The organism is Brevundimonas huaxiensis (assembly GCF_014218725.1).
Lineage (GTDB): Bacteria > Pseudomonadota > Alphaproteobacteria > Caulobacterales > Caulobacteraceae > Brevundimonas > Brevundimonas huaxiensis.
Window position 1 is genome coordinate 274,389 of the sequence record NZ_JABBJE010000002.1, and the last position, 24,333, is coordinate 298,721.

29 protein-coding genes and 1 riboswitch are annotated in these 24,333 nt (G+C 67.7%); of the genes, 17 read left to right on the forward strand and 12 right to left on the reverse strand.

Translation table 11 applies throughout. The annotated features are described in order from the left end of the window. Positions 1-8: 8 nt before the first annotated feature. Positions 9-191 carry a hypothetical protein gene (locus HF680_RS06545; RefSeq protein WP_185224478.1) on the reverse strand — a complete coding sequence of 61 codons (183 nt, stop codon included), beginning with the start codon at positions 189-191 and terminating at the stop codon, positions 9-11. Positions 192-321: 130 nt separating this feature from the next. On the opposite strand from HF680_RS06545, the gene HF680_RS06550 reads away from it, so the two are divergent. Further along, a complete protein-coding gene (locus HF680_RS06550) occupies positions 322-1,179 on the forward strand; it encodes a DUF1206 domain-containing protein (protein WP_185224479.1) in 858 nt (285 codons plus the stop codon). Between the two features lie 67 nt (positions 1,180-1,246). Then, positions 1,247-1,912 (forward strand): DsbA family oxidoreductase, encoded by a 666-nt coding sequence (locus tag HF680_RS06555; RefSeq protein ID WP_185224480.1) that lies wholly within the window; start codon positions 1,247-1,249, stop codon positions 1,910-1,912. An 86-nt stretch (positions 1,913-1,998) separates the two neighbouring features. On the opposite strand, the gene HF680_RS06560 is transcribed toward HF680_RS06555, so the two are convergent. The 6 genes from HF680_RS06560 to thiC form a co-directional block, all read right to left on the reverse strand. Beyond that, complete coding sequence (locus tag HF680_RS06560; RefSeq protein WP_185224481.1) at positions 1,999-2,883, reverse strand: hypothetical protein; 885 nt, start codon at positions 2,881-2,883, stop codon at positions 1,999-2,001. A 385-nt stretch (positions 2,884-3,268) separates the two neighbouring features. Further along, a complete protein-coding gene (locus tag HF680_RS06565) occupies positions 3,269-3,445 on the reverse strand; it encodes a hypothetical protein (RefSeq protein ID WP_157076466.1) in 177 nt (58 codons plus the stop codon). Further along, the gene (locus tag HF680_RS06570; protein WP_185224482.1) at positions 3,442-3,954 is read right to left on the reverse strand and encodes an AAA family ATPase; all 513 of its coding nucleotides are present in this window, start codon (positions 3,952-3,954) and stop codon (positions 3,442-3,444) included. Before HF680_RS06570 ends, HF680_RS06565 begins: the two co-directional genes overlap by 4 nt. Positions 3,955-3,958: 4 nt before the next feature. Next, positions 3,959-4,888 (reverse strand): hypothetical protein, encoded by a 930-nt coding sequence (locus HF680_RS06575; RefSeq protein WP_185224483.1) that lies wholly within the window; start codon positions 4,886-4,888, stop codon positions 3,959-3,961. Positions 4,889-4,923: 35 nt separating this feature from the next. Beyond that, on the reverse strand, positions 4,924-5,376 hold the full coding sequence (locus HF680_RS16240) for a DUF6932 family protein (RefSeq protein WP_394353523.1): 453 nt from the start codon (positions 5,374-5,376) through the stop codon (positions 4,924-4,926). A gap of 72 nt (positions 5,377-5,448) precedes the next feature. Then, complete coding sequence (gene thiC, locus HF680_RS06585) at positions 5,449-7,278, reverse strand: phosphomethylpyrimidine synthase ThiC (protein ID WP_185224582.1); 1,830 nt, start codon at positions 7,276-7,278, stop codon at positions 5,449-5,451. A gap of 140 nt (positions 7,279-7,418) precedes the next feature. Beyond that, positions 7,419-7,528, reverse strand: a riboswitch (TPP riboswitch). Between the two features lie 133 nt (positions 7,529-7,661). On the opposite strand from thiC, the gene HF680_RS06590 reads away from it, so the two are divergent. Further along, entirely contained in the window at positions 7,662-8,069 is a 408-nt protein-coding gene (locus HF680_RS06590; protein WP_185224485.1) for a BLUF domain-containing protein, read from the forward strand. Positions 8,070-8,076: 7 nt separating this feature from the next. Here the strand turns inward: HF680_RS06590 and HF680_RS06595 are convergent, their stop codons facing one another. Together HF680_RS06595 and HF680_RS06600 are read right to left on the reverse strand one after the other, a co-directional pair. Beyond that, on the reverse strand, positions 8,077-8,454 hold the full coding sequence (locus tag HF680_RS06595; RefSeq protein WP_153923359.1) for a hypothetical protein: 378 nt from the start codon (positions 8,452-8,454) through the stop codon (positions 8,077-8,079). A gap of 4 nt (positions 8,455-8,458) precedes the next feature. Further along, on the reverse strand, positions 8,459-9,289 hold the full coding sequence (locus HF680_RS06600) for a TIGR02587 family membrane protein (protein ID WP_185224486.1): 831 nt from the start codon (positions 9,287-9,289) through the stop codon (positions 8,459-8,461). A 111-nt stretch (positions 9,290-9,400) separates the two neighbouring features. On the opposite strand from HF680_RS06600, the gene HF680_RS06605 reads away from it, so the two are divergent. From HF680_RS06605 to HF680_RS06650, 10 genes are all read left to right on the forward strand, one after another. Next, a complete protein-coding gene (locus tag HF680_RS06605; protein ID WP_185224487.1) occupies positions 9,401-9,931 on the forward strand; it encodes a hypothetical protein in 531 nt (176 codons plus the stop codon). A 94-nt stretch (positions 9,932-10,025) separates the two neighbouring features. Continuing rightward, positions 10,026-11,024, forward strand: coding sequence for a D-cysteate sulfo-lyase (locus HF680_RS06610; protein ID WP_185224488.1), 999 nt, complete (start codon positions 10,026-10,028; stop codon positions 11,022-11,024). Positions 11,025-11,039: 15 nt separating this feature from the next. Then, on the forward strand, positions 11,040-11,306 hold the full coding sequence (locus tag HF680_RS06615) for a DUF3253 domain-containing protein (protein WP_185224489.1): 267 nt from the start codon (positions 11,040-11,042) through the stop codon (positions 11,304-11,306). A gap of 96 nt (positions 11,307-11,402) precedes the next feature. Continuing rightward, positions 11,403-11,984 carry a hypothetical protein gene (locus HF680_RS06620; protein ID WP_185224490.1) on the forward strand — a complete coding sequence of 194 codons (582 nt, stop codon included), beginning with the start codon at positions 11,403-11,405 and terminating at the stop codon, positions 11,982-11,984. 47 nt (positions 11,985-12,031) lie between these two features. Beyond that, positions 12,032-13,237 carry a chromate efflux transporter gene (chrA, locus tag HF680_RS06625; protein WP_185224491.1) on the forward strand — a complete coding sequence of 402 codons (1,206 nt, stop codon included), beginning with the start codon at positions 12,032-12,034 and terminating at the stop codon, positions 13,235-13,237. Next, entirely contained in the window at positions 13,234-13,911 is a 678-nt protein-coding gene (locus tag HF680_RS06630; protein WP_185224492.1) for a cysteate racemase, read from the forward strand. The genes chrA and HF680_RS06630 overlap by 4 nt, the downstream gene beginning before the upstream one ends. 49 nt (positions 13,912-13,960) lie before the next feature. Continuing rightward, positions 13,961-14,929 carry a nucleoside hydrolase gene (locus HF680_RS06635; protein WP_185224493.1) on the forward strand — a complete coding sequence of 323 codons (969 nt, stop codon included), beginning with the start codon at positions 13,961-13,963 and terminating at the stop codon, positions 14,927-14,929. After that, positions 14,926-15,771, forward strand: coding sequence for a ribokinase (locus tag HF680_RS06640; protein ID WP_185224494.1), 846 nt, complete (start codon positions 14,926-14,928; stop codon positions 15,769-15,771). The genes HF680_RS06635 and HF680_RS06640 overlap by 4 nt, the downstream gene beginning before the upstream one ends. Before the next feature lie 56 nt (positions 15,772-15,827). Beyond that, a complete protein-coding gene (locus HF680_RS06645; protein WP_185224495.1) occupies positions 15,828-17,087 on the forward strand; it encodes a hypothetical protein in 1,260 nt (419 codons plus the stop codon). A 101-nt stretch (positions 17,088-17,188) separates the two neighbouring features. Beyond that, positions 17,189-19,657 (forward strand): S9 family peptidase, encoded by a 2,469-nt coding sequence (locus tag HF680_RS06650; protein ID WP_185224496.1) that lies wholly within the window; start codon positions 17,189-17,191, stop codon positions 19,655-19,657. A 4-nt stretch (positions 19,658-19,661) separates the two neighbouring features. Here HF680_RS06650 and HF680_RS06655 read toward each other — a convergent pair whose 3' ends face one another. Both HF680_RS06655 and HF680_RS06660 read right to left on the reverse strand, forming a co-directional pair. Further along, positions 19,662-20,267 (reverse strand): hypothetical protein, encoded by a 606-nt coding sequence (locus tag HF680_RS06655; protein WP_185224497.1) that lies wholly within the window; start codon positions 20,265-20,267, stop codon positions 19,662-19,664. A 79-nt stretch (positions 20,268-20,346) separates the two neighbouring features. Next, complete coding sequence (locus tag HF680_RS06660) at positions 20,347-21,477, reverse strand: zinc-dependent alcohol dehydrogenase family protein (protein ID WP_185224498.1); 1,131 nt, start codon at positions 21,475-21,477, stop codon at positions 20,347-20,349. 111 nt (positions 21,478-21,588) lie between these two features. Between HF680_RS06660 and HF680_RS06665 the strand changes: the two genes are divergently transcribed. Together HF680_RS06665 and HF680_RS06670 are read left to right on the forward strand one after the other, a co-directional pair. Next, positions 21,589-22,023, forward strand: coding sequence for an acyl-CoA thioesterase (locus HF680_RS06665; RefSeq protein WP_039246187.1), 435 nt, complete (start codon positions 21,589-21,591; stop codon positions 22,021-22,023). Between the two features lie 156 nt (positions 22,024-22,179). Further along, positions 22,180-22,602: a MarR family winged helix-turn-helix transcriptional regulator gene (locus tag HF680_RS06670; RefSeq protein WP_235968881.1), complete on the forward strand. Its 423-nt coding sequence runs from the start codon at positions 22,180-22,182 to the stop codon at positions 22,600-22,602. 9 nt (positions 22,603-22,611) lie between these two features. Here the strand turns inward: HF680_RS06670 and HF680_RS06675 are convergent, their stop codons facing one another. Further along, positions 22,612-22,812 carry a hypothetical protein gene (locus HF680_RS06675; protein WP_055753936.1) on the reverse strand — a complete coding sequence of 67 codons (201 nt, stop codon included), beginning with the start codon at positions 22,810-22,812 and terminating at the stop codon, positions 22,612-22,614. A gap of 137 nt (positions 22,813-22,949) precedes the next feature. On the opposite strand from HF680_RS06675, the gene HF680_RS06680 reads away from it, so the two are divergent. Next, positions 22,950-23,723, forward strand: a complete 774-nt coding sequence (locus HF680_RS06680) for a YebC/PmpR family DNA-binding transcriptional regulator (RefSeq protein ID WP_185224500.1) — start codon at positions 22,950-22,952, stop codon at positions 23,721-23,723. An 84-nt stretch (positions 23,724-23,807) separates the two neighbouring features. Further along, entirely contained in the window at positions 23,808-24,326 is a 519-nt protein-coding gene (locus HF680_RS06685; protein WP_039246180.1) for a hemerythrin domain-containing protein, read from the forward strand. Positions 24,327-24,333 lie beyond the last annotated feature (7 nt).

Here is a 24,333-nt window from a genome sequence, read left to right on the forward strand (position 1 = left end):
ACTGGGGCTCAGCGGGTGACGCGGCCGACCAGACGGCCGGCTTGCAGCACCTCGACGCCCGTGCAGGAGGCGTGACGCGACAGTTGAGACCGCGCGGCTTCCAGCGCCGCCGCATCGTCGGCGCCGTCGAAGAAGTCGAGCATCGGACGGCGATCCGCCTCGTCGAAGAAGTGAAACTCGTAGATGTTCAAGCGAACGGCTCCCCAAGGGCGCGACCCTAGCAGCATACGCCATGCGGAGTCTGTCAGATGTCGACACAGGATCTAAGCGGAGCCTTTGCCGCGGCCGACGCGTTGAGGGCTTCCTGACGTGGGAGACATCATGAACGCCGCCAAGACCCTTCGCCTGCCGCCGCTGGCGACCCTGATCGAATGGGCGGCGCGGGTCGGCTATGGGGCGCGGGGCTTCGTTTACCTGTCGGCCGGTGCGCTGACCCTGCTGGCGGCGACGGACCGGATCGGCGATGCGGTGGGGACCAGCGGGGCGGCGGGCTGGCTGGCCGAGCAGCCGTTCGGCAAGGTCTGGCTGGTGCTGCTGGGACTGGGCCTGTGGGCCTTCGTCGGCTGGCGGGTGTTGCAGGCGGTGTTCGACGCGGACCATGAAGGGACGGACCTGAAGGGGTGGACGACCCGGGCGGGCCAGGCCGTCAGCGGCCTGTTCTATGGCGTGCTGGCGTCGGGGGTGTTCGAATATCTGGACGAGTTCGGCGAGGCGACCAGCGCATCCTCCGCCCAAGCCGAGAGCGTGGCCGAGAACCAGGAGAAGGCGGCCATGCTGCTGGGGATGCCGTTCGGCGAGGTGCTGCTGATCGGGGCGGGGCTGGTGGTGCTGGGCGTCGGCGTCGGCAATATCGTCAGGGCCATCCGCGACGACTTCGACGACGCCCTGGCCTGTCCCAAGGCCTTCTGCGGCACGGCGACGGCGCTGGCGCGGGCGGGCTATGCGGCGCGAGGGTTCGCCTATCTGCCGCTGGGCGTGTTCGTCGTTCTGGCGGGGCTGCATGCGCGCTCGGGCGAGGTGACGACGACGGCGGCGGCGCTGGATGCGCTGGAGGCCCAGCCGGGCGGATCGTGGATCCTGGGGCTGACGGCGGCGGGGCTGATGGCCTTCGGCGCCTTCGCCTTCGTGGAGGCGCGCTGGCGCCGGATCCGTCCGCCGAGAGATTTGAGCCTGGGCTGAGACTTGCCGGTCGGCGCAGCGTCGCCATATCCGGAAAGCAACACCCGCTGTTCCAGAAGGCCGCGCCATGAACGCTCCGCTCAAGACCCTGAAGATCGACTTCGTCTCCGACGTCGTCTGCCCCTGGTGCGTGGTGGGGCTGGGCGGGCTGGACACGGCCCTGGACACGTTGAAGGACGAAGGGATCGCCGCCGACATCGCCTTCCAGCCGTTCGAGCTGAACCCCCAGATCGCGCCCGAGGGCGAGAACATCGTCGAACACATCGGCCGCAAATACGGCGCGTCGCCTGAGCAGTCCGCCGCCAACCGCGCCATGATCCGCGAGCGGGCGGGCGAGGTCGGCTTCGACATGCGCATGACCGACGACAGCCGCATCTGGAACACCTTCGACGCCCACCGGCTGCTGCACTGGGCGCACGAGACCGCGCCCGAGAAACAGAAGGCCCTGAAACAGGCGCTGTTCACCGCCCACTTCACCGAGAACAGGAACCTGACCGACGCCGGCGTCCTGACCGCCGCCGCCGAAAAGGCCGGGCTGGACCGGGCCGAGGCGGGCGAGGTCCTGGCCTCGGGCCGCTACGCCCAGGCCGTGCGCCAGGCCGAAGACCTGTGGCGCGCGCGCGGCATCACCTCGGTCCCGGCCGTTGTGGTCGAGGGCAAATATCTGATCTCGGGCGGCCAGCCGGCCTCGGTGTTCGAAGAGGCTCTGCGCAAGATCGCGTCGGAGGTGTGAGGGGGTGATGGGTGAGTGGTGATTAGTGAATAGGCGCGCCTCTTTTCACGATTCACCCCTCACGATTCACCATTCACGACCCAGCTTCAGCCCGGCGGTTCGGCTTTGGACCCCGCTCCTGCAAAAACACCGTCTATTTCGTCTAATTCGTCTGATCTCGGGGCCGGTTTCAGGTCGTCCAGCGCCTCGAGGCGGGCCATCAGGGCGTCGCGGCCGGCGTAGTCGCCGCGTTTGAGGGCGCAGGCTTCGCGGGCGATCAGGCCGACCTGTTCAGCGACGGCGGCGGCGCGTTCGCCCAGGTCGGGTTCCCTGGGTTGGGCCGGGGGCTTCGGCTGGGGCGGCGGCGCGGGCGGTGAAGGGGGCGGGGCGGCCGCCATCCGGGTCAGGTCGGCGTGCAGCCGCACCCAGCGCGCGGCCTCCAGCGCGCGCCCGGCCTGAAGCGCCCGGTTCAGCCGCACCAGGGCGTGGGCCGCCATGGCGCCATAGTCGGGCAAGCCGTCGGCCGTCTCGGCCTCCAGGTCGATGGGCTCGCGCAACGGATTGGGCTGATCCTCGCGCCGCCAGCCTTCGTCCCGGGCGCGGGCGCGAAAGGTGCTGACCGCCATGCCATAGACGGCGCTGACCTCCTCGGCCGTGGAGCCGGCCAGATAGGCCGTGCCCGCCGCCTCCCACGCCTCCTTCGACAGGCGGCGATAGGCCCGGTTCTGCACCCGGTCGGCCGCGCGCGCAGCGGGGTCCGAGGTCACCAGGTCCGGCAGCCGCAACAGATGCATCGGCAGGCCGTGCGCGCGCCAGAAGGCCGCCTCGGCCTCGGGCGAGGAATCGTGATGCAGGGCGTCGCGATACGTCTGCTCCAGACCCGCCTCGCGCAGGACGCGGATCTGATCCAGCGCCTGCTGGGTCATCGCATCGTAAAACGGATCGCGCGGCCCCTCGAACCCGCCGTCGTCATAGCTGTGGTCGTCGTCCATCCCATCCCCGGCCTGTCGCCCGCGCCCGACACAGGACGCGCCGCCAGTCTAAGGCCGCCCCGAAGCGTGATCGGGTAGACGGCGTCGATTTCGCGAAAGGCGAGGGATTTCAACGGTCGGGGCGGGGACGTCGTGTATAGGTAGGGCGGCTAGCTGTGCATCCCTTCCTTTCGTCATCCCCCGGCTGGGATGCCATTCGTTCGTCATTCCGGGCGAACCCTCGCGAAAGCGAGGGGAGACCCGGAACCCAGCGGCGCCAAAGGGATCTGTTCACGCAGGATGTGGGGCGTCAGTGTCCGCGACAGGGTCGCGCTCGCGCGCGCCGCTGGGTCCCCCGGTATGCGCCGCGAAGACGCGGCTTGCCGGAGGACGACGAAAGAAGAGATCAGGCCCGCTTCTTCGGCGCAGGCGCGGCGTCGGCGGCGGTGACCAGATGCCCCTTCCAGCCGGGAGGCGGCAGGAACTTGCCGGACTGCTCCTCGCGCGTGCCATGCTTGGCCATCTCGGCGGCGCGGCGCGCGGCCTTCAGCGCGGTTTCGTGATCAATCAGCATCTTGTTCATCGCGGTCCCCAATCTAGCAGATCGAGACCGTCGTCGCCATTGGCGTAGATTTTCCAGGCATCGACGGCGGGCTTGTAGGTCGTTTCGAGATATTCGGCGCTCAGCAGGAAGCGGCGGCGCAGGGTATCTTCGGGAATGCCATGTCCGCCGCGTGCGACCCGGCGGGCGACGCGTGCAACCGAATAGTCGGCGTTGGGCAGCCGCAGATAGACCAGTTCCACTCGATAGCCGAGCGCCCGCCAATGCCGAATGCGAACGGCATGCGAGCGCGTCGCCAGAGTGGTTTCAAGAATCACGTCCGCCCCGGCGCGCGTCAGCCCGTCCAGCCGTGCCAGCACCAGCCGCCCGGCGGCCAGATCACGCGTCCGGCCGTCGCCGGCCAGTCCGCGCGCGACTTCATCGGGATTGACGAATTGAAACGCCTCCGTGCGCTCGCGCAGGAAGCCGTTGATGAAGGTGGTCTTGCAGGCGCCGTTCGGTCCGGCGAGGAGGACGAGGGTGGGCGGCAAGGCGCTAGCCAAGTTGTTCCGGTGCATCGCGAACTATCGTCAGTTCGCTGATAGACATCAGCCGTGGAACGTCATTTGCTGATCGTTCAACAAGGCCGCGCACTCGGACTGTCGCTCCGAGCAATTGTCGGGGGTGAATGCCTTCAACTCCGCGATAGGCGCATCGGAGGTCACGCACTTGGTGGTCGGCAATACCTCTGAGTTCAAACCGGAACGCATCAAGATCAATCTCACGGACCTGCCCCGTGAACTGTATTTCGTCTCCCTTTATAACAGGTCGGTCCAGAGACTCTCTGATCGCGCGTCGGTGCGAGGGTCTCAATTCCGCAGGTGACTTGGTGCCGCCGCTAACTGAAACCGTATCGAACCCGCGTCGCCCGCTAGGCGAGATACGTTGCACAGCGAGCAAGGCCGCATCACGCACTTTTGGATCCTCGATAACTTCAGATACAGCCTCGACGGAAACAATCTCGTCGTTCCCCTCAACAGTATGCGCAACATCGTCGATAATCTGTAGAGCGCGTTTGGTCGAGTCGAAAAGCGCGTCCGCTTCGCCAAGGAGTGGAACAGCCAAATCCGGGGTCTGCGCTTTCAGGCCGAAGTACAGGCTGCCTTTGGCAATCCCACTCAAGCCAAGATCAACCACGCTCGGGGTGATCGTTCCATCCTGACGAACACCCAATATGGCCTTTGCCAGTCCGGTGACTTGATTAGTTACGTTTGAAAAAATGGATGTGACGAGTTGCAGCTTCGGGTCGTGGCTGAAAGCCTCTCCCTCAGCTCGTAAAAGAAGGTCAGAGTCGTCACGAAGCTGAGCGAGCCTCAAATCCTTTTCAAATAGCTCCTCAAGCATCTTGTAGTAAGACTCTAGCGCCTGCTCGCTTGTGCCTTGCGGCAAGCGTGCGCGCATCTCAGCGATCTGACCGATCACCAAGCGGGCTTGTCCTCTTACCTGATCAGCCCATGCCGTCATGGCGTAACCCGAAGTATGCCTTTCCGAACGTCCAACCCGATGCCGCGCCGGAGAGCTTCCTCAGCGCGGACATATTGAAAAAACGCTACGAAGTCGTTCCCCTGGCCCATGACCACAGGGTAGAAATCGACGTGATAAGTGTTTTTCACGTGCTCATGGCTGTCAGCCCAAGCCTGAAGCCATTGTGCTTGGCCCGGAGCGTCGCAGCCGGAAATGTCTACCACGAGATCGATGTCGCCGGGTATCGGTTTGTCGGTCACGTAGCTTCCATCGACGTAGAGCGCTGTCGGCCCAACTAAGTTCGCAGCCCAGCCAATGAACCCCTCTAATCCCGTCCAAATATTGGTCCGATGCTCACTTGTGCAAAGAGCCGCTGCGGCTTCCGCTAGCGAGCATGGATGAACACCGGGCGGTAAGAGCCCGTGCGGCGTAAATCCAGGAACTGGCATGCGTGTTTTGTCCCCCTAAGCACGCACCTTGGGCTCCGGTTGATTAAAATCAACCAAGACGGGATCTGACCCTCACACCTTCACCTCCACCACGCCGCCCCCCGCCCTGAACTTCGCGCTCATCTCCGCCATGCCGGCTTCGGCTTCCGACAGCGAGGCGCCGGCGTCGTTCTGGGCGGCGGCGGCGTCGCGGATGTCCTGGCTGATCTTCATCGAGCAGAACTTGGGGCCGCACATGGAGCAGAAGTGGGCGGTCTTGTGGGCCTCCTTGGGCAGGGTGGCGTCGTGGTATTTGCGGGCGGTTTCGGGGTCCAGGCCCAGGTTGAACTGATCCTCCCAGCGGAACTCGAACCGGGCGCGTGACAGGGCGTCGTCGTGCAGGCGGGCGGCGGGGTGGCCCTTGGCCAGGTCGGCGGCGTGGGCGGCGATCTTGTAGGTGATGACGCCGTCCTTGACGTCCTGACGATCCGGCAGGCCCAGGTGCTCCTTGGGTGTGACGTAGCAGAGCATGGCCGTGCCGAACCAGCCGATCATGGCCGCGCCGATCGCGGAGGTGATGTGGTCATAGCCCGGCGCGATGTCGGTGGTCAGCGGGCCAAGCGTATAGAAGGGCGCCTCGTGGCAGTGCTTCAGCTGCTCGTCCATGTTCTGTTTGATCTTGTGCATCGGCACGTGGCCGGGGCCCTCGATCATGACCTGGCAGCCCTTGGCCCAGGCGATCTTGGTCAGTTCGCCCAGGGTCCGCAGCTCGGCGAACTGGGCCTCGTCATTGGCGTCGGCGATGGAGCCGGGGCGCAGGCCGTCGCCCAGGCTGAATGACACATCATAGGCGCGCATGATGTCGCAGATGTCCTCGAAATGCTCGTAGAGGAAGCTCTCCTTGTGGTGAGCCAGGCACCACTTGGCCATGATGGATCCGCCTCTGCTGACGATGCCTGTCACCCGCTTGGCCGTCATCGGCACGAAGGGCAGGCGCACGCCCGCGTGGATGGTGAAATAGTCCACGCCCTGTTCGGCCTGTTCGATCAGGGTGTCGCGGAACACCTCCCACGTCAGGTCCTCGGCGATGCCGCCCACCTTCTCCAGCGCCTGATAGATGGGCACGGTGCCGATGGGGACGCTGGAGTTGCGGATGATCCAGTCGCGGATGTTGTGGATGTTGCGGCCCGTCGACAGATCCATGACGTTGTCGGCGCCCCAGCGGGTGGCCCAGACCAGCTTGTCGACCTCGTCGTCGACGCTGGAGAGCACCGCCGAGTTGCCGATGTTGGCGTTGATCTTCACCAGGAAGTTGCGGCCGATGATCATCGGCTCGACCTCGGGGTGGTTGATGTTGTGCGGGATGATGGCGCGGCCGCGCGCGATCTCTTGCCGCACGAACTCGGGCGTCACGAAGTCGGGGATGGCGGCGCCGAAGTCCTCGCCGTCGCGGATGCAGGGGCTGTTCTGCTCGCGGCGCAGGTTCTCGCGGATGGCGACATATTCCATCTCGGGCGTGATGATGCCGGCCTTCGCATATTCATACTGGGTGACCGGGCGACCCTCGACGCCCTTGAAGACGCAGTGGTTGGAGGTGTCGAAGCGCGGGGCCAGGTGGCGGCCGGACGCGTGGCCGTTGTCCTCGGGTTTGACCTCGCGCGGATTGGCGACCGGGGCGATGTCGCCGCGGTCCAGTTGCCAGCTGGATTTGACGTGGGGCAGGCCGCGCTTGATGTCGATGGTCACGGTCGGGTCGGTGTAGGGGCCCGATGAATCATAGATGGTCACCGGCGGCTCGTTGGCGGATGCGTGGACGGCCACCTCGCGGAAGGGGACGCGAATGTCGGGATAGAGTTCGCCTGCGACATAGACCTTGCGCGAGCCGGCCCGTTCGCCGGTCGGGATGGTCCCGGTCTCTTTCATCACCTGTTCGCGCGCGTCTTTCAGCGCCAACTCGACGTTCGGTTCTTCGGGCAGGGCGGGCGGGGTGACTTGGATGTTCATGGCGGCCTCAAACGGTTTGAGGTCCGCCGACGTCGGGCGCGAGGGTCCTGTAGCGTGAGGACCTATAGCGTTACTCATCCCTTCGCCGGCATGACCCGGATCAGGTTCGACGGGTCAGAGGAGAAACCTCTATCTCAGCCGCTCGATTGCGACCCCCCGGAGAACGTTTGCAGGCTAACCCGCGTCGCGGCGGATGTCGAGTTGTCCGAAACCGCACATAAGTCCTTGTAGGCGCGGCGGATTTATTGGGCTATGCGCAAAGCTTGGGCCGGATGCCGGCGTCGGCGGAGTGAAACGAGGATATGAGCCTGAACCTGGAACGCATCCTCTACACCAGCCGCGCGCGGGGAAATTCGGACAGCCTGATGATGCAGGTGGACATCCTGGCCACGTCGCAGCGCAACAATGCGCGCGACGACCTGACCGGCGCGCTGCTGATCCACGACGGGCGCTTCCTGCAGGTGCTGGAGGGCGCGGCGCAGGATCTGGATCGGCTGATGACGCGGCTGGCGAGCGATCCGCGTCATGACGAGGTGGTGGTGATCGAGCGTAAGTCGATCCCGGCGCGCGGCTTTTCCGGCTGGGCCATGGCCAGCGTGCGCGTGACCCCGGCGCTGGAGGAGACGCTTCGGGCCACGGTGGGCGGCGCCGGCGCGCCTCAGCAGACGGTCGAGCGGATGCAGGACGCGGTGCTGGCCCAGGCGGCCTGACCGCCATCTAGGGCGCCGACCAGCCCTTGACCGAGACGGCCGCCGCGCGCGGATCGGCGTCGAAGCGGAGGTAGGCCTTGGCGTGGCCGTGGCCGGGGACGTAGTCCAGGCTGGCGGTCGCGGTCTGGTCGCCCAAAACCCCTTCGATATCCACGGCGGCGGCGGTGTCGTCGCCGTCGTTCTGGACCCGGACGGTCGCGACCTGGCCTGCGGCGGTGACGTCCACGGCGACGATGCGGGCGCTGAGCGCGGGCGGGGCCGTGGGCTGGAGCGCCTCCCACACCACGATGCCGATGGCGGTCAGGGTGATGACGGCGCCGAGCAAGGCCATGCCCCATTGCAGCAGAGGGCGGGTCGATGCGGCGGGCTTTGTCTTCGTGGGCATGGGGTCAGACCAACAGACGGGCGGCGGCGGCGCCGATGGCGGCGGGGAAGCCCAGGACGACCATGGTCTGGACCACGCCGGCGACGGCATGGCCGTCGGTGCGGCCGAACAGGAACAGGGTGAACAGGCTGACGGCCAGGGCGATGGTGTAGCCGGGCAGGGTGAAATGCAGGAAGGCCTTGATCGGATGATCGGCCTCTTCCTGACCGGCGAAGCCCGCCTTGAAGACGATCAGGTGCAGCAGGAGGATGGAGACGGCGATCAGGGCCAGGATGTGGGCGGGCGTCGCCTTGTAGGCGATCAGGATCATCTCCTCGGTCGGGGCCACGTTCAGGGCGAAGAACAGGGCGCCGGCCGCCATCAGGAACAGTTCGCCGAAATAGGAGGCCTGATCTTCATCCGTATCGCCTCCGCCATCCCCGCTGAGCTGACGCCGGGCCAGAAGCGCGCCCATGGCGCCGGGAATGGCCTGAAGCGCGACCATGCCCAGGCCCTCGCGCGGCGGCGCGTCCCATTCGACGACGCCGAACAGGATCAGCAGCACCGAGGCGGTGATGAAGCCGACCGCCAAGGCCACGGCGGTGTCCAGCGCATCGTTGACCGGCCCGCGCCGTTTCGAGAAGCCGGCGTAATAGGCCAGGCCGTAAAGCAGCGGCAGGCCGGCGAGGATGAAGGTCAGCAGCCGCCAGCGGTCCATGATCACGCCCTGCGCCCACATCTCCATCGTCATCAACAGCGGGATGTTGAACACCAGGGCGCCGGCGAAGGCGCGGCCCAGATCGCGGACATAGGCGCGCTCGCGTTGCAGATCCAAGGGCGGCGCGGCGGCGGTCATGCGGCGGCAACGCTTGGACGTCGGCTTTGGCTCCGGACCGCTTGTCGAACGGCGTTCAGGCGGCGTTCATTCGCAGCCAAGCTTAGTCGCGTCATCGAGGGAGAGGGAACGATGAAACAGATCAAGACGACCGCCATCCTGGCGGTCATGGCGTGCGCGGGATTGACGGCCTGCGCCTCGGTGGAGGTCGGCGGCGAGCCGATGGCCCTGTCGCCCGCCATGGCCGAACAGGCGCGGATCGGCAGCGTCACGACCACGACCGGCTGGCTGGATGCCGAGGACGACTTCGCCGACACCTTCAACGACGAGGTGCTGAACGAAATGGGGCTGTGCGCCGGCGGCCGGCATCGGCTGAACCTGAACATCCATGTCGAGGCGCTGAGCCGGGCGCCGCGCCTGGCCATTCTGGCCGGCGATCGCGCCGAACACCGGATGCGGGCGACCGCCGAATTGCGCGACCCGGCGCAGGGCGGTCAGGTGGTCGGGCGTTATCCGCTGGTCGTGACGGTGGATGCGGGGGCCGGGGTGCTGGACGCCCTGATGGACCGGCAGGCCGTCACGTCCCACGCCTTCGCCCAGGCCCTGTGCGACGCCGCCTTCGTCGCGCCGACGCGTGTGGCCGAGGCCGGCGCGCCGGGCTGAGGCCGAGGGCGGGGCGAAGGGCCGGGCGGCCTGGGCCGGCGCTTTTGAATGTCACGGGCGCGGGCTATCAAGACGGCGAACAGGAAACCGTCCCATGCATCTCGCCCGTTTCGCCCGCATCCGCCTGGCCCATCTGCCGACGCCGTTGGAGCCGCTGCCCCGATTGTCGGAGGAGCTGGGACTGGATCTGTGGATCAAGCGCGACGACTGCACCGGCCTGGCCGGCGGCGGCAACAAGACCCGCAAGCTGGAGTTCCTGCTGGGCGCCGCGTTCGAACAGGACGCCGACACCCTGGTAACGCAAGGGGCGGTGCAGTCGAACCATGTGCGCCAGACGGCGGCCGCGGCGGCGGCGCACGGCCTGGCCTGCGAGATCATTCTGGAAGAGCGGACGGGGTCCAAGGCGACGGACTATGTCGGCAACGGAAACGTGCTGCTGGACCGGCTGTTCGGCGCAACCCTGCGCACCGTGCCGGGCGGGACGGACATGGTCGCCGAGCTGGAGAAGACGGCGGCCGAGGTGCGGGCGCGGGGCGGCAAGCCCTATGTCATTCCCGGCGGCGGATCGAACCCGGTTGGGGCGCTGGGCTATGTCGATTGCGCGCGCGAGATCGTGGTCCAGGCCGATGAGATGGATCTGGAGGTCCACCGCATCGTGACGGCGACGGGCAGCGCGGGCACCCATGCGGGCCTGGTCGCCGGGCTGGCGGTCATGGGGGCGGACATTCCCGTGCTGGGCATCGGGGTGCGGGCGCCCAAGGACAGGCAGGAGGCGAACGTCTTCAAACTGGCCGAGGAGACGGCCGCCCTGCTGGGCCAGCCGGGCCGGGTGACGCGCGAGATGGTCGTCGCCGACTGCGACTATGTCGGCGAGGGCTATGGCCTGATCGACCAGGGGGTGATCGACGCCCTGACCCTGGCCGCGCGTCTGGACGGGATCGTGCTGGACCCGGTCTATTCCGGCAAGGCGATGAAGGGGCTGATCGCCCTGGCGCGGGCGGGACAGTTCAAGGGCGAAACGTTGGTGTTCCTGCACACCGGCGGAGCGCAGGGGCTGTTCGGCTATCAGACCGAGATCGAAGGGGCGCTGTAGGGAACGGCGCACGGCATGGACGCACGCGAGGCGACGCTGGCGCTGCTGGCCGCCCGGGCCGGGGACGCCACCGTCTGCCCCAGCGAGGTCGCGCGGGCGGTCGCGGGCGAAGACGGCGCGTGGCGCGAGGCGATGCCTGACGTTCACGCCGCGGTGGACGCCCTGGTGGACGAGGGCGCGGTGCGACTGAGCTGGAAGGGACGGCCGCTGACGATGCGTGCGGGGGCCTATCGGATCGAGCGGGCTCAAGGCGGTGAAGACGGGGGCTGCGACTTTGGATGATCGCGTCTATGCCGCGCTGCTTGTGCTGGTTTAGGCTGACGCCGGTGTCATAGCTGGGCTGCGGATCGGAAGGCGACATTGACGAAGGTGAGCATCTTGAACGTTCTTGTCCCCCTGCTTGTCGCCGCGGGCCTTTTGGGTTGCGGGTCAGAACCCGCCACTTCGGCCGAAAATAAGCGTGAAGCCAGTGCTGGCCAGGGTATCCAGCCGGTTGCCTCGAACACCCTGGGCCGATGCTCGACATTTATGGGCGCCTCGCTATCTGACGCCGATCGTGCGGCGCTATGGGACGGTCGTGGCGACGCTCAGCCTCTCTGTCTGTTCGTGGCTTCGGTGGCTTGGGCGGATCATGATCGACAGAAGGCGTCTGACCTCTACGCACTGGCGATGGTCCGTTATCGATATGACGCCGTGAGATGCGCGGCGCCAGTCCCGGACGCGCTCGTGTCATCGATGGTCGCCGCCCGCATGGCCACCGAAAGTCGGCTTGCCGACCTTGGCATTTTTGTCGGGCCTCAAGAGATCGGCGCCGCAGCGCAGCGATCGGAAAGTTACGTCTATCCCGTGGGTCACCTTCAACAGCAATGCGAGGGCAAGCTGAGGCCCGAAAGCGAGTGGGCCGGCTTGAGGGCGGAGATGCAGGACGCGGTCGCAAGAGCCATGGCGAGCCCTCAGTAAAGGCTGGCCTGATTTGCAAACCTTTTAGCGAGATCAAGACTGATCGGATGATTGCGCCGCAGATCGAACCTGTCCCGCCGGCGCTGTCTTTGGCGGCGGTGTTTCTGCGGTTCTTGCGGTTCGGGTTGCTGGCGTTCGGCGGGCCGGTGGCGCAGATCGCGATGATCCGGCGCGAGCTGGTCGATCAGGACCGGTGGATGTCCAGCGCGCGGTTCAACCGACTGCTGGCGGTGTTGCAGGTCCTGCCGGGGCCGGAGGCGCACGAGCTGTGCGTGCACATGGGCATGCGGGCGCGGGGGCGGATCGGCGGCCTGCTGGCGGGGCTGGGGTTCATGCTGCCGGGGCTGATCCTGATGCTGGGGATCGGCTGGGCCTATGTGGCGCTGTCGCCGGTCGTGGGCCTGCTGGCCGGGGCGTTTCTGGGGGTTCAGGCGGCGGTGGTGGCGGTGATCGTGCGCGCCGTCTGCAAGATCGGATCGCATATTCTGGAGGATCGCTGGCTGTGGGCCGTCGCCGTCGTCGGTTTTGCGGCGACCCTAGCGGGAGCGGCGTTCTGGATCGTGCTGGCGGCGGGCGGCGCGGCCTATGTGCTGGTCCGGGCCGGGCGGGTCGGCTTGGCCGTCGGGGTCGTGGCGCTGGCGGGCGTCGCAGCCTTGGCGATGCACGGGCTGGGGGACCACGGGCCGGTGTTTGGACAGACGGTGGGGCCGGCGGGCGACATCGGCTGGGTCGCGATGTTCTGGACGGGGCTGAAGGCGGGGCTGCTGACGTTCGGCGGCGCCTATACCGCCATTCCCTATGTCCGCGCCGATACGGTGGGGCGCGGGCTGATCGACGATGGGGCGTTTCTGGACGGGATCGCCTTTGCGGGCGTGATCCCGGCGCCGCTGGTGATCTTTTGCACCTTCGTCGGCTTTGTGGTCGCGGGCTGGGGCGGGGCGCTGGCGATGACGGCCGGGGTGTTCGCGCCGGCCTTCGCCTTTTCGATGATCTTCTATGAGCGGCTGGAGGCGGTGGTCGAGGACCGGCGGCTGCACGATGGTCTGGCCGGGGTCGCCGCCGCGGTAGTGGGCATCATCGCCGCGACCAGCGTGGAGCTGGGCTGGGCGACCTTGCAGCGGGCGCCGTCGATGGCGGCGGCCGTGGCGATCTTTGCGGTCGCCCTGGCGGTGGCGTGGACCTGGAAGAGCCGCTACGCCGTGCCGGCAGTTCTGGCCGCCGCGGCGGTCGCGGGATGGGGCGTGATGCGATGAGCAAGATCCTGGGCGTCATCGGCGGCATGGGGCCGGCGGCGACGGTGGCGTTTCTGGCGCGGGTGCAGGCGCTGACGCCGGCCGAGGGCGACGCCGATCACATCCGGGTGGTGATGGACCTGAACCCCCAGGTGCCCGATCGCAACACGCGGCCGGGCGAGGCCGAGGTGGTGCTGGGGCAGATGGCCGAGGGGCTGGCGGCGGCCGGGGCCGAGGTGATCGCCATGCCCTGCAACACCGCCCACGCCCAGGCGGGCGGAATCCGCGCGGCGTGCGAGGCGAAGGGCCTGGGCTTCATCGACATGATCGCGGCGACGGCGGATGCGGCGGCGGCCTCTGGAGTGAAACGGATCGGCGTGCTGGCGACGCCGGGGGGCGAGCGGCTCTACACGCAGGCGCTGGCGGCGCGCGGGGTCGACACTGTGCTGCTGGAGGGTGCGGACCGCGAGGCCTTCATGGGCCTGGTCTATGGGGTCAAGCGCGGCGATGTAGGCGAGGCGGCGCGGGCAGGGATGTTGCGTCTGGCGCAGGCCCTGGCGGACGCGGGCGCGCATGGGCTGATCGCCGGCTGTACCGAAGTGCCGCTGCTGCTGAAGGCCGAGGATGCGCCGGTTCCCCTGACGGATTCGGCTGAGGTGCTGGCCCAGGCGTGCGTGGAAGCGTGTCGGGTCTGAGGCGCGGTTGCGGCTTGCTCCGCGCGGCCGGCCTGCCTAGTCATGGGCGGTGCCTATTCAGTCCCTGATCATCGATTGCGACCCCGGTGTGGACGACGCCGTGGCGCTGTTTCTGGCCTTCGCCGCGCCCGAGCTGGAGTTGCTGGCCGTCACCACGGTCGGGGGCAATGTCCCCGGCGCCAAGACCCAGCGCAATGCGCGCATCATCCGTCAGATCGCCGGGCGCGAGGAGGTGCCGGTGTTCGGCGGGGCGGAGCGGCCGCTGAAACGTCCGCCGGCGGGGGCGAGCGGGTTTCACGGCGTCGAGGGTCTGGGCGATCTGGAGCCGTTCGAACCGACGGGGATCGTCGGCGACGGGCCGGCCGCCAACGCGATCGTCGATCTGGTGATGAGCCGGCCCGAAAGTTCGGTCGCCATCGCCGTTCTGGGGCCGATGACCAATCTGGCGCTGGCGATGCGGCGCGAGCGGCGGCTGGCCGAACGGCTGGGGCCGGTGGTCGTCATGGGCGGGGCGCGGTCGGAAGGCGGCAATGTCACCGCATCGGCCGAGTTCAACATCTGGGCCGATCCCGATGCGGCGGCGGTGGTGTTCGGATCGGGGTGTCAGGTCGTCGCCTTCGGCCTGGATGCGACCCATCAGGTGCGCGCGACCGAGGCCCGGATCGTGGCGATAGAGGCCATCGACAGCGAGGCCGCGCGGGCGGCGGCGTCGACGCTGCGGTTCTCGCAGCGGGTGGAGCGCGAGATCGTGGGGTGGGAGGCAGCCCCCTTGCATGACCCGTGTCCCATCGCCTGGCTGATCCAGCCTGACCTGTTCGACACCAAGCCCTGCCGGATCGAGGTGGAGACGGGTTCGGACCTGACGCGCGGGCATACGGCGGTCGAGTTCCGGATCGATCCGGCGACGGCGCGGCATCACTGGGCGGTCGCGGCGGATGCGCAAGGGGTGTTCGACCTGATCGTCGCCAAGCTGAAGGCCCAAGCACTGAAGGCTGAGGCGCTGGAGGCCGGCGCATGAGGATCACCGTCGTCGGCTCGATCAACCTGGATCTGGTCGCCACCGCGCCCCAGCTGCCGGCTCCGGGCGAGACGGTGACCGGGGCGACCCTGGCGCGCCATCCCGGCGGCAAGGGCGCCAATCAGGCGCTGGCGGCCGAGAAACTGGGGGCCGAGGTCTGCCTGATCGGCCGGGTCGGCAACGACGCCATGGCCGGCGAGGCCCTGGCCCTGATGGAGGATCTGGGCGTCGATCTCGCCGGGGTGGAGGTCGATGTGGCGGCGCCGACGGGCGTCGCTTTGATCGCCGTCGATCCGACCGGCGAGAACCAGATCGTGGTCGCGGCCGGCGCCAACCATATGGTCACCCCCGAGCAGCTGCCTCAGCGGATCGAGGGCGCGCTGATCGTACAGCTGGAGCTGCCGATCGAGACGGTCGAGGCGGCGGTGGGCCGTGCGACCGGCTTCGTCTGCGCCAATCTGGCGCCCGCCGCGCCGGTGTCGGAACGGCTGCTGCGCCGCGCCGACCTGATCGTCGTCAACGAGACCGAGGCGGCCTTCTATGGCGACGGACTGCATCGGGGCGGCGGTCGCGTGGTGGTGACCAAGGGCGCGCGAGGCGCGGCCATGTATCAGCGCGGCGTCGAAATGGCCTGGGCGACCCCGCCCGCCGTCGAGGCGGTCGATGCCACGGGCGCCGGCGACGCCTTCGTCGCCGCCATCACGGTGGCTTTGCTGGAAGGCATGGACCCGGCCGAAGTGCTGCGCTTCGCCTGCGCCGCCGGAGCCTTTGCGGCCACCCGGCCGGGGGCCCAGCCATCGGCGCCCGAGCGCGATCAGGTCGAGCAGTTGCTGGCGGGTTGAACGCGCCATACTTTCGCCCGACGCAACTCATGATTTGTGTCGTGACGGAGGGATGGATGCTGACACGACGAGGATTAGGGCTGGCGGTCGTTGCGACGGGCGCGCTGGCTGTGCGACCTGCTTGGTCGCAGACGCCATTGAGCGCCGAGCAGCAGTTCATGGTCGAAGGGCGGTATCTGCCGCAGTATCTTGAGCTGAAGGCGCAGGCGGCCGCAGGCCGTCCGACGGCGGGAGGCTTCCTGGCGCAGTATGCCGCTTTCCTTGGCGACGAGGCGACGGCAATCGGCGGCGAGGAAAAGGATCGGCCGGCCGACGCCGAATTGCCAGACCTGTCGAATGCCGAGAGCCGCGATGCCTTGTCCGCCATCGTCGAAGCCGCGACAGCCAGGCAGATCGTCATACTCAACGAGGCGCACAACATATCGGGCCATCGCGGTTTCGCGACGCGAGTCATGCGGGCGTTAAGACCGCTGGGTTTCGACACCTTCGCCGCCGAGACCTTCGTTCAGCCGCAGCAAGAGGCGGCGCCCACGATACGCAGATACAAGCGCGGCGATCCCTTCCATTCCGGTTTCGGATACTACATCGCCGACCCGGTCTATGCGGAGGCCGTAAGGGAGGCGGCGGCGCTCGGTTACACATTCGCGGACTACGAATGGCGGTGGGACCAGAGGCCGCCGGCGACGGCGTCAGGAGATGAGCAGATCGCCGCGCGAGAAGCGGCGCAGGCCAAAAATTTGGTCGAAACCGTGCTGAAGGACCGACCGGATGCGCGGATTTTCGTCTTGTGCGGCTATAGTCATGCCATGGAGCTTGAAGGGCGCGGGGGGCTGTGGTTCGCCGCTCGGCTGAAGGCGCTGACCGGCATCGATCCCTTGACCATCGAGCAGTCCTTGAACTGGCCTGCAACGCGGCCGCAAGCGGACGCGCCGCATGTCGCCGCTGTCTTGAAGCGCTTCCAGCCGGCCGCGCCTATCGTTGTGTCACGCAACGGGATCGCCTTCGCCAACAGCGATTTCGAAGGTCGAGTGGACCTGAGCGTCTTTCATCCGAGACTGGATCGCGTGGCTGGACGGCCGGGCTGGCTGGCGGCTGACCCTCTGCGAAAGGCGGTCGAGGTCTCGATCCCGGCTTTTGAAGGCCCGGCCCTGTTGCAAGCGCTGCATATGCAGGAAGGCATGGTCATCCCGGCAGATCACTTTCTGCTGGAGGCGGGCCAGGCGCGGGGGACCATGATGCTCAGGCCCGGCGCCTATGTTCTGCGGTTGGAAACGACGCGAGGGATTGAACCGGCATTCGGGGAAATCGTCGTCTGACGCCGCCAGCGACCTAATGACTGCTTGACCCCAAAACGGGTTGGCGTCGGCGTGCGGGCGAGGGTAGGTCTGGGGTTCGGGATTTGTGGGGACTTCAGACGATGATGATGCGTGGACGTGGGGTTGGGCTGGTTCTGGCGGCGGTACTGCTGAGCGGCGTGGCGGGTGGGGCGTTAGCCCAGAACGCGGCGCCGGCTGCGGGGCCGATGGTCTATCAGCAGCCGCCGGCGCCGATCGCGGACATCCTGGACGCCAAGCCGACGCCGTCGTCGATGCTGAGCCCGGATCGGCGGACGCTGGTGCTGATGGACCGGTCGAACCTGCCCAGCATTAAGGCCCTGGCCGAGCCGATGCTGAGGCTGGCGGGGACGCGGATCAATCCGAGGAACAACGGTGCGGCCGAAAGCCGGGTGGCGTGGCTGACGGGGCTAAGCCTGCAGGCGGTGGACGGGGGGCCACCTCGCGTCGTGGCCCTGCCCGACGGCGCGCGGTTCACGGCGCCGCGGTTCTCGCCGGACGCCAGGTCGCTGGCCTTCGTGCTGGACCGGCCGACGGGGCTGGAGCTGTGGGTGGTGGACGTGGCCTCGGCGCGGGCGAGGAAGCTGACCGATCCGGTGGTCAATATGACGGGCGGGACGGGTTATGAGTGGCTGCCCGACAGTTCGGGCCTGCTGGTCGAGGCGGTTCCGGCCGGACGCGGTCCGGCGCCGGACGTGACGGCCGCGCCCACGGGGCCGAACATCGAGGAGACGGCCGGGCGGGTCGCGCCGGTGCGGACCTATCAGGACCTGCTGTCGAACCCCGGCGACGAGGCCCTGTTCGACCATTATTTCACGTCTCAGCTGACGCTGGTTCCGCTGAACGGCCGTGCACGGACGATCGGGGCGCCGGCGGTCTATCTGGACGCGTCGGTGTCGCCGGACGGCCAATACATCCTGCATGAGATCGCCAAGCGGCCCTATTCCTATGCGGTGCCGGACGACTTGTTCCCGACCGAGATCGTGGTGACGGATCTGAACGGTCGCGTGGTGCGCACGGTCGCCGACCTGCCGCTGCGGGACGATGTGCCGACCGCCTTCGACGCCGTGGCGCCGGGGCCGCGCGCGGTCGAATGGCGGGCCGATGCGCCGGCGACCCTGACCTGGGTCGAGGCGCTGGACGGCGGGGACATCCGGCGCGAGGCCGAGTTCCGGGACCGGGTCTTCATGCAGGCCGCGCCGTTCACGGCCGAGCCCGTCAAGCTGATTGACCTGAAGGAACGGTTCGGCGGGATCGTGTGGGGCCGGGACGACCTGGCCATCGTCAACAGCCGCTGGTTCAACACCCGGCACGAGACGCGGTTCGTCGTCGATCCGTCCAACCCCGGCGAAGGCCGGGTGCTGCTGGAGCGGAACTATCAGGCGCGCTACGACAATCCGGGCCAGCCGGTGACCCAGCCGAATGCTCAAGGCCGCTCGGTGATCCGCTTCGATCCACAGGGGCGCATCCTGATGTCGGGCGCGGGCGCGACGCCGCAGGGCGAGTTCCCCTTCCTGGCCGCGATGGACCCGGCGACGGGACGCAGCGAACGGCTGTGGACCTCGGCCAACACGGATTACGAGGCCGTGGTCGGCTTCCTGGACGCGGACGGCAAGCTGGTGGTGACCCAGCGCGAGACGCGGCTGGATCCGCCCAACCTGCAGATCCGCGACCTGACGACGGGCCAGACGACGCGGCTGACCAACTTCCCCGATCCGGCGCCGCAGCTGGCCGAGGCGACGCGGCAGCTGGTGACGTACGAGCGGGCCGACGGGGTCAAGCTGTCGGGGACGCTTTATCTGCCGGCCGGCTACGACAAGGACCGCGACGGGCCGCTGCCGATGCTGATGTGGGCCTATCCGGCCGAGTTCACCGATGCGGCGGTCGCGGGCCAGACGGTGGATGTGCAGAACCGGTTCGTGCGGCCGGGCGGGTCCAGCCATCTGTTCCTGCTGACCCAAGGGTATGCGATCTTCGACAACCCCTCCATGCCCATCATCGGCAAGGACGGGACCGAGCCGAACGACACCTATGTCGAGCAACTGACGGCCGATGCTCAGGCGGCGGTGGACGCGGTGGTGCGGATGGGGGTGGCGGATCGCGACCGGATCGCCGTGGGCGGCCACAGCTACGGCGCCTTCATGACGGCGAACCTGCTGGTTCACACCGACCTGTTCCGGACCGGGATCGCGCGGTCGGGCGCCTATAACCGCACCCTGACGCCGTTCGGCTTCCAGTCGGAGCAGCGCAACTATTGGGAGGCGACCGAGGTCTATACCGAGATGTCGCCCTTCACCTATGCGAACAAGCTGAACGAGCCGATCCTGCTGATCCACGGCGAGGCGGACGACAACTCGGGCACCTTCCCGGTCCAGTCCGAGCGATTCTATGCGGCGCTGAAGGGGCTGGGCGCGACCGCGCGTTACGTCACCCTGCCGCTGGAGGCGCACGGATACCGCGCGCGGGAATCCGTGGGCCATACCCTGTGGGAGATGACCCGCTGGCTGGACCAGTTTGTGAAGAACGCCCCGCCGAGGCCGGCGGCGAACTGAGCGATCAGGGCTGGGACGCCGCGGCCTCCGCCGCGGCGTTGACGGCCGCGAGACGCGCGTCCTGCTCCGATTGAGGCGGGACGCCGAAGACGGCGCGCAGGCTGTCGGGGATCAGGGCGCGATCGTAGGGATCGAGGGTTGCCGGGGCGTCGCGCGTCTTGCGGGTCTGGGTGCCGTAGATCTGCGGCTTTTCGGTCATCTGCAGATAGCGATCCAGCGTCGCGGCGGCGATCCAGGCGCCTTCGGGCGAGCCCTTGGCCACGGCGGCGACGGCCAGACTATGGGCCAGCAGATAATCCTCCGGCGTGGAGCCGTGCTGGAAGACGAAGGCGGCGGCGCGATAGTCCTCGCCGGTGTTGAGCGCGCCGGCGTCCAGCAGGGCGCGGGTCTGGACCCGGCGCGCGGCGTCTTCGGCGAGCATTGCTGTGACGCGGGCGCGGTCTTTGAAAAAGTCCGGGGTCAGGTTTTGTCTTACCGCCTGGTCGGCGGCGAAGATGGCGGCCATCTCGGCGTTGTTCTGAGGCGGAGTTTCCTGGGCCAAGGCCGGGACGGCGAAGGCCAGGGCTACGGCCGACATCGCGGCGGCGCAGGACAGGCGAGACCGGCGCATGGGAGATCTCCGCTGAAGCTTGAGCGGACATTGGTCTGCGGATTTGCGGCCGAAAGCGGGCGGCGGGATTACGGTGTCGTCAGGGTCTGACGATCAGCCGCACGACCTCGCCGGCGTGGAGGCGGTCGAAGCCGGCGTTGATGTCGTCGAGGGGGATAACGCCGCTCATTAGGCGATCGACGGGCAGGCGACCTTGGCGATACAGGGCGACGTAGCGGGGGATGTCGCGGCTGGGGACGCAGGTGCCGATGTAGGAGCCCTTCAGCGTGCGCTCTTCGCCGACGAGGGAGACCACGTTGACGGCCAGCGCCGCATCGGGCGGCGGCAGGCCGGCGGTGACGGTGGTTCCGCCGCGCCGGGTCATCTTCCATGCCGCCTCCAGCGCCCGGACCGCGCCGGCCATTTCGAAGGCGAAGTCGGCGCCGCCGTTCGTCAGGGCGCGGACCTGATCGACGGCGTCGGGGTCGGCGGCGTTGACGGTGTGGACGGGCCCCAGGGTGCGGGCCAAGGCCAGCTTGTCCTCGGACAGATCGACGGCGACGACGGGGCTGGCGCCCGAGGCCAGGGCGCCGAGAACGCTGGCCAGGCCCACGCCGCCCAGGCCGATGACGACGACGCTCTGACCCGCGCGGACCTGGGCGGTGTTCACAACGGCCCCGACGCCGGTCAGGACGGCGCAGCCGAACAGGGCCGCCTCCTCGAACGACAGGTCGGGATCGATCTTGACCAGGGAGCGTCGCGAGACGACGGCCCGCTCGGCGAAGGCGGAGCAGCCGAGGTGGTGGTTGACCGGCTCGCCCTCGCGGAAGATGCGGCGGGCGCCGGACAACAGTTCGCCCCGGCCGTTGGCGACGGCGCCGGGTTCGCACAGGGCGGGACGGCCGCCGGCGCAGGGATCGCAGTGGCCGCAGGACGGCATGAAGACCATGACGACGTGATCGCCGATGGCCAGATCGGTGACGCCGTCCCCCAGCGCCTCGACCACGCCCGCCGCCTCGTGCCCCAGGGCCATGGGCAGGGGACGGGGGCGGTCGCCGTTGATGACCGAGAGGTCCGAATGACACAGGCCCGCCGCCTTGATCGCGACCAGGACCTCGCCGGGGCCGGGCGGGTCCAGCGTCACCGTCTCGACCGACAGGGGGCGGCTGTCGGCATAGGGGCGGGCGACGCCCATCTGCGACAGGACGGCGGCGCGGGTCGTCAGGGTCATGTGGTCAAGCCTTCGTCATCAGCGACCTACCGATAGGCGCTTGACCTAACGTCGTCCAAGCTAGAGCGTCGTAATCGAGAGCGACGGTTCGCGTCGCCGAGGGAGACGACGATGCCGAAACGAGACGAGGGCGCGCTGGCGCAACGGGCGACCTATAAGGCCTTTCACATGGTCTCCACCCGCTGGGCCGACAACGACCAGTACGGCCATATCAACAACGCCAAATTCTACGAGTTCGTGGATTCGGCCGTGAACGCCCACCTGCTGATCGCCGACGCCCTGAAGGAATCCATCGGCCTGGTGGTGGATTCGGGCTGCCGCTACACCTCCTCGCTGAAGTTCCCGGACGTGATCGAGGTCGGGATCAAGGTCGACAGGATCGGCACCTCCAGCGTCACCTACGGCTTTGCAGTCTTCAAGCGCAGCGTCGATGTTCCCGCCGCCATCGGCCATTTCGTCCACGTCTATGTCGACGCCGAAACCCGCCGGCCCAAGCCGCTGCCTGCGCGGCTGAGGAGCGTGGTGGAGAATCTTCGCGCGGGGTAGGGGCTGTCGCCGTTTCTCGCCGTTCAAAGTCCAGTTTTGGTTCCGATGTCCTCCCGTTCCGCTGATCTTGATGACGCCTTCTATCTGAATCTTGCCGAGGCGGATGGAGCAACGACTGGGGACAATCCGCGCGGAAGCCTGGAACAGGTCGTGTCCATGCGCATCGCCTTTGTCGCGCGGGCGTGGGTCACGCGGGCGAATGCGCTGTTTCGCGGCCGAGGCTATACGGCGGCGCAGCGCGCCCACCTTTATGTCCTGGCGTCAAAGCCCAAGGGGATGACGCAGACGGAGCTGGCCGCGGTCCTGCGGATATCGGAGGCGTCGCTGTCACGCCGTATCAAATTGTCGGTCGAAGAGGGGCTGGTGTCGCGCCACCCGTTTTGCGGCGATGGACGCGCCAACCTGATCCGGCTGGAGCCGAAGGGGCTGGACGCGCTGAACGCCTCCGATCGCGTCGCGCGCGAGGATCGCACCCGACTGCTGGCGGGCGTGACCGATGAGGAACTGGCCATCACCGCCAAGGTCCTGAAGCTGCTGACAGATCGCGTCCCGCAGACGCCCGAACGGCTGGACGCGTAGTCGTGTGGATCAGTCGTCCAGCCGGCCGATCAGGAACAGGGCGCCGACGGCGGTCAGGGCACCCAGGGTGAAGGCGGTGACGATGGCGCCGGTGGCGACGGCGGTGGAGACGGTGACCGGGCGGGCTTCGTACCACTCGACGATGTCGGCCTCGTGCAGGTCCTCGTCCATATAGCCTTCGGCTTCATAGATGGTGTCGTCGGCGGTCATGACTTTACGCTCCGTCTGTCTCGCCCGGATCAATACGCCCAAACGGTCGAGGTTCCACCCCTGCTGCCTATCGTGACAGGATGACGCTCTTCGTTTAGGACCGCCCGCTCAGGTTCAGAACGCTCAAAGACGATCCCATGGCCGGCCACTCGAAATTCAAGAACATCATGCACCGCAAGGGGCGCGCCGATGCGCAGCGCTCCAAGCTGTTCTCCAAACTGTCGCGCGACATCACCGTGGCGGCCAAGTCGGGCCTGCCGGATCCGGCGGCGAACCCGCGCCTGCGCCTGGCGGTGAACAACGCCAAGGCCGAAAGCCTGCCCAAGGACGTGATCCAGCGCGCGATCAACAAGGCCTCGGGCGGCGACGTCGATACGATGGAAGAGGTCCGCTACGAGGGCCGGGGTCCGGGCGGCGTGGGCATCATCGTCGAGGCCTTGACCGACAACCGCAACCGCGCGGCGTCGAACATCGGCGCGGCCTTCAAGAAGAACGGCGGCGCTCTGAGCGAGATGAACTCGGTCGCCTTCATGTGGGACAAGGTCGGCAAGATCACCTACGCCGCCGAGGCCGGTTCGGAAGACGCTGTGATGGAGGCCGCCATCGAGGCCGGCGCCCAGGACGTCGAGAGCGACCTGGTCAAGCCCGACATCTATGAGGACGCGCCGGGCCACACGATCTGGACCGCCTTCGAGGACCTGAACGAGGTGGCCGAGGCCATGTCCAAGGTGCTGGGCGACCCCAAGTCCACCGCCATCGTCTGGAAACCGCAGTCGGAGGTGCCGGTGACCGGCGAGGCCGTCGGCACCCTGTTCAAGCTGCTGGACGCGCTGGACGCCGAGGACGACGTGTCGGCGGTCTATTCCAACGAGGCTGTCTCCGACGAGGACGCGGCCAAATACGCGGGTTGATCCCGAACGACCGCGAGTCGTTTGCACGGAACCGGGTCGTGCGCCGGGCGTAACGAGGCTTCACCGTTACGCCTGGAGCCCCCTATGGACATCACCCAGCTGATCCTCGACGACCATGCCGAACAGCGTCGGCTGTTTGCGATCATCGAACAGATCGATCCCAAGGACACCGATGCGCTGAGCGCCGTCTGGTCGCGGTTGTCGGCGTTCCTGGATGTGCACGCCGAGGCCGAGGAGCGGTTCTTCTATCCCGAGCTTCTGAAACAGGGCGAGGGCGCCAATGACGCCGAAGACGGCACGGTCGAGGGCGAGACCGAAGACGCCATCGAGGACCACAACAAGCTGCGCGACGCGGTCAAGGCGGTCGAAAAGCACAAGGTCGGGACCAAGGCCTGGTTCGACGCCGTGGGCGAGGCGAACGTCGTCAACTCCAAACACATGGGTGAGGAAGAGCGGCAGGGGCTGACCGATTTCCGTATGAACGCCGACGTCGAGACGCGCCATGCGCTGGCGGTCAAGTTCGCCGCCTTCGAGGCCGAGCACATCACCGGCGTCAAGCCGGTGAACAAGGACCCCGAGACCTACATCGATAAGCACGGCTGAGGCGGCC

Bases quoted from the DNA above. Each gene is read 5' to 3' on its own strand.
- HF680_RS06550 (WP_185224479.1), top strand. From the start codon at position 322: ATGAACGCCGCCAAGACCCTTCGCCTGCCGCCGCTGGCGACCCTGATC.
- HF680_RS06605 (WP_185224487.1), top strand. From the start codon at position 9,401: ATGAAACAGATCAAGACGACCGCCATCCTGGCGGTCATGGCGTGCGCG.
- HF680_RS06565 (WP_157076466.1), bottom strand. From the start codon at position 3,445: ATGAACAAGATGCTGATTGATCACGAAACCGCGCTGAAGGCCGCGCGC.
- HF680_RS06640 (WP_185224494.1), top strand. From the start codon at position 14,926: ATGAGGATCACCGTCGTCGGCTCGATCAACCTGGATCTGGTCGCCACC.
- chrA (WP_185224491.1), top strand. From the start codon at position 12,032: ATGATTGCGCCGCAGATCGAACCTGTCCCGCCGGCGCTGTCTTTGGCG.
- HF680_RS06555 (WP_185224480.1), top strand. From the start codon at position 1,247: ATGAACGCTCCGCTCAAGACCCTGAAGATCGACTTCGTCTCCGACGTC.
- HF680_RS06600 (WP_185224486.1), bottom strand. From the start codon at position 9,289: ATGACCGCCGCCGCGCCGCCCTTGGATCTGCAACGCGAGCGCGCCTAT.
- HF680_RS06590 (WP_185224485.1), top strand. From the start codon at position 7,662: ATGAGCCTGAACCTGGAACGCATCCTCTACACCAGCCGCGCGCGGGGA.
- HF680_RS06615 (WP_185224489.1), top strand. From the start codon at position 11,040: ATGGACGCACGCGAGGCGACGCTGGCGCTGCTGGCCGCCCGGGCCGGG.
- HF680_RS06560 (WP_185224481.1), bottom strand. From the start codon at position 2,883: ATGGACGACGACCACAGCTATGACGACGGCGGGTTCGAGGGGCCGCGC.
- HF680_RS06595 (WP_153923359.1), bottom strand. From the start codon at position 8,454: ATGCCCACGAAGACAAAGCCCGCCGCATCGACCCGCCCTCTGCTGCAA.
- HF680_RS06645 (WP_185224495.1), top strand. From the start codon at position 15,828: ATGCTGACACGACGAGGATTAGGGCTGGCGGTCGTTGCGACGGGCGCG.
- HF680_RS06675 (WP_055753936.1), bottom strand. From the start codon at position 22,812: ATGACCGCCGACGACACCATCTATGAAGCCGAAGGCTATATGGACGAG.
- HF680_RS06660 (WP_185224498.1), bottom strand. From the start codon at position 21,477: ATGACCCTGACGACCCGCGCCGCCGTCCTGTCGCAGATGGGCGTCGCC.
- HF680_RS06610 (WP_185224488.1), top strand. From the start codon at position 10,026: ATGCATCTCGCCCGTTTCGCCCGCATCCGCCTGGCCCATCTGCCGACG.
- HF680_RS06670 (WP_235968881.1), top strand. From the start codon at position 22,180: ATGCGCATCGCCTTTGTCGCGCGGGCGTGGGTCACGCGGGCGAATGCG.
- HF680_RS16240 (WP_394353523.1), bottom strand. From the start codon at position 5,376: ATGCCAGTTCCTGGATTTACGCCGCACGGGCTCTTACCGCCCGGTGTT.
- HF680_RS06655 (WP_185224497.1), bottom strand. From the start codon at position 20,267: ATGCGCCGGTCTCGCCTGTCCTGCGCCGCCGCGATGTCGGCCGTAGCC.
- HF680_RS06680 (WP_185224500.1), top strand. From the start codon at position 22,950: ATGGCCGGCCACTCGAAATTCAAGAACATCATGCACCGCAAGGGGCGC.
- HF680_RS06685 (WP_039246180.1), top strand. From the start codon at position 23,808: ATGGACATCACCCAGCTGATCCTCGACGACCATGCCGAACAGCGTCGG.
- HF680_RS06630 (WP_185224492.1), top strand. From the start codon at position 13,234: ATGAGCAAGATCCTGGGCGTCATCGGCGGCATGGGGCCGGCGGCGACG.
- thiC (WP_185224582.1), bottom strand. From the start codon at position 7,278: ATGAAAGAGACCGGGACCATCCCGACCGGCGAACGGGCCGGCTCGCGC.
- HF680_RS06665 (WP_039246187.1), top strand. From the start codon at position 21,589: ATGCCGAAACGAGACGAGGGCGCGCTGGCGCAACGGGCGACCTATAAG.
- HF680_RS06650 (WP_185224496.1), top strand. From the start codon at position 17,189: ATGATGATGCGTGGACGTGGGGTTGGGCTGGTTCTGGCGGCGGTACTG.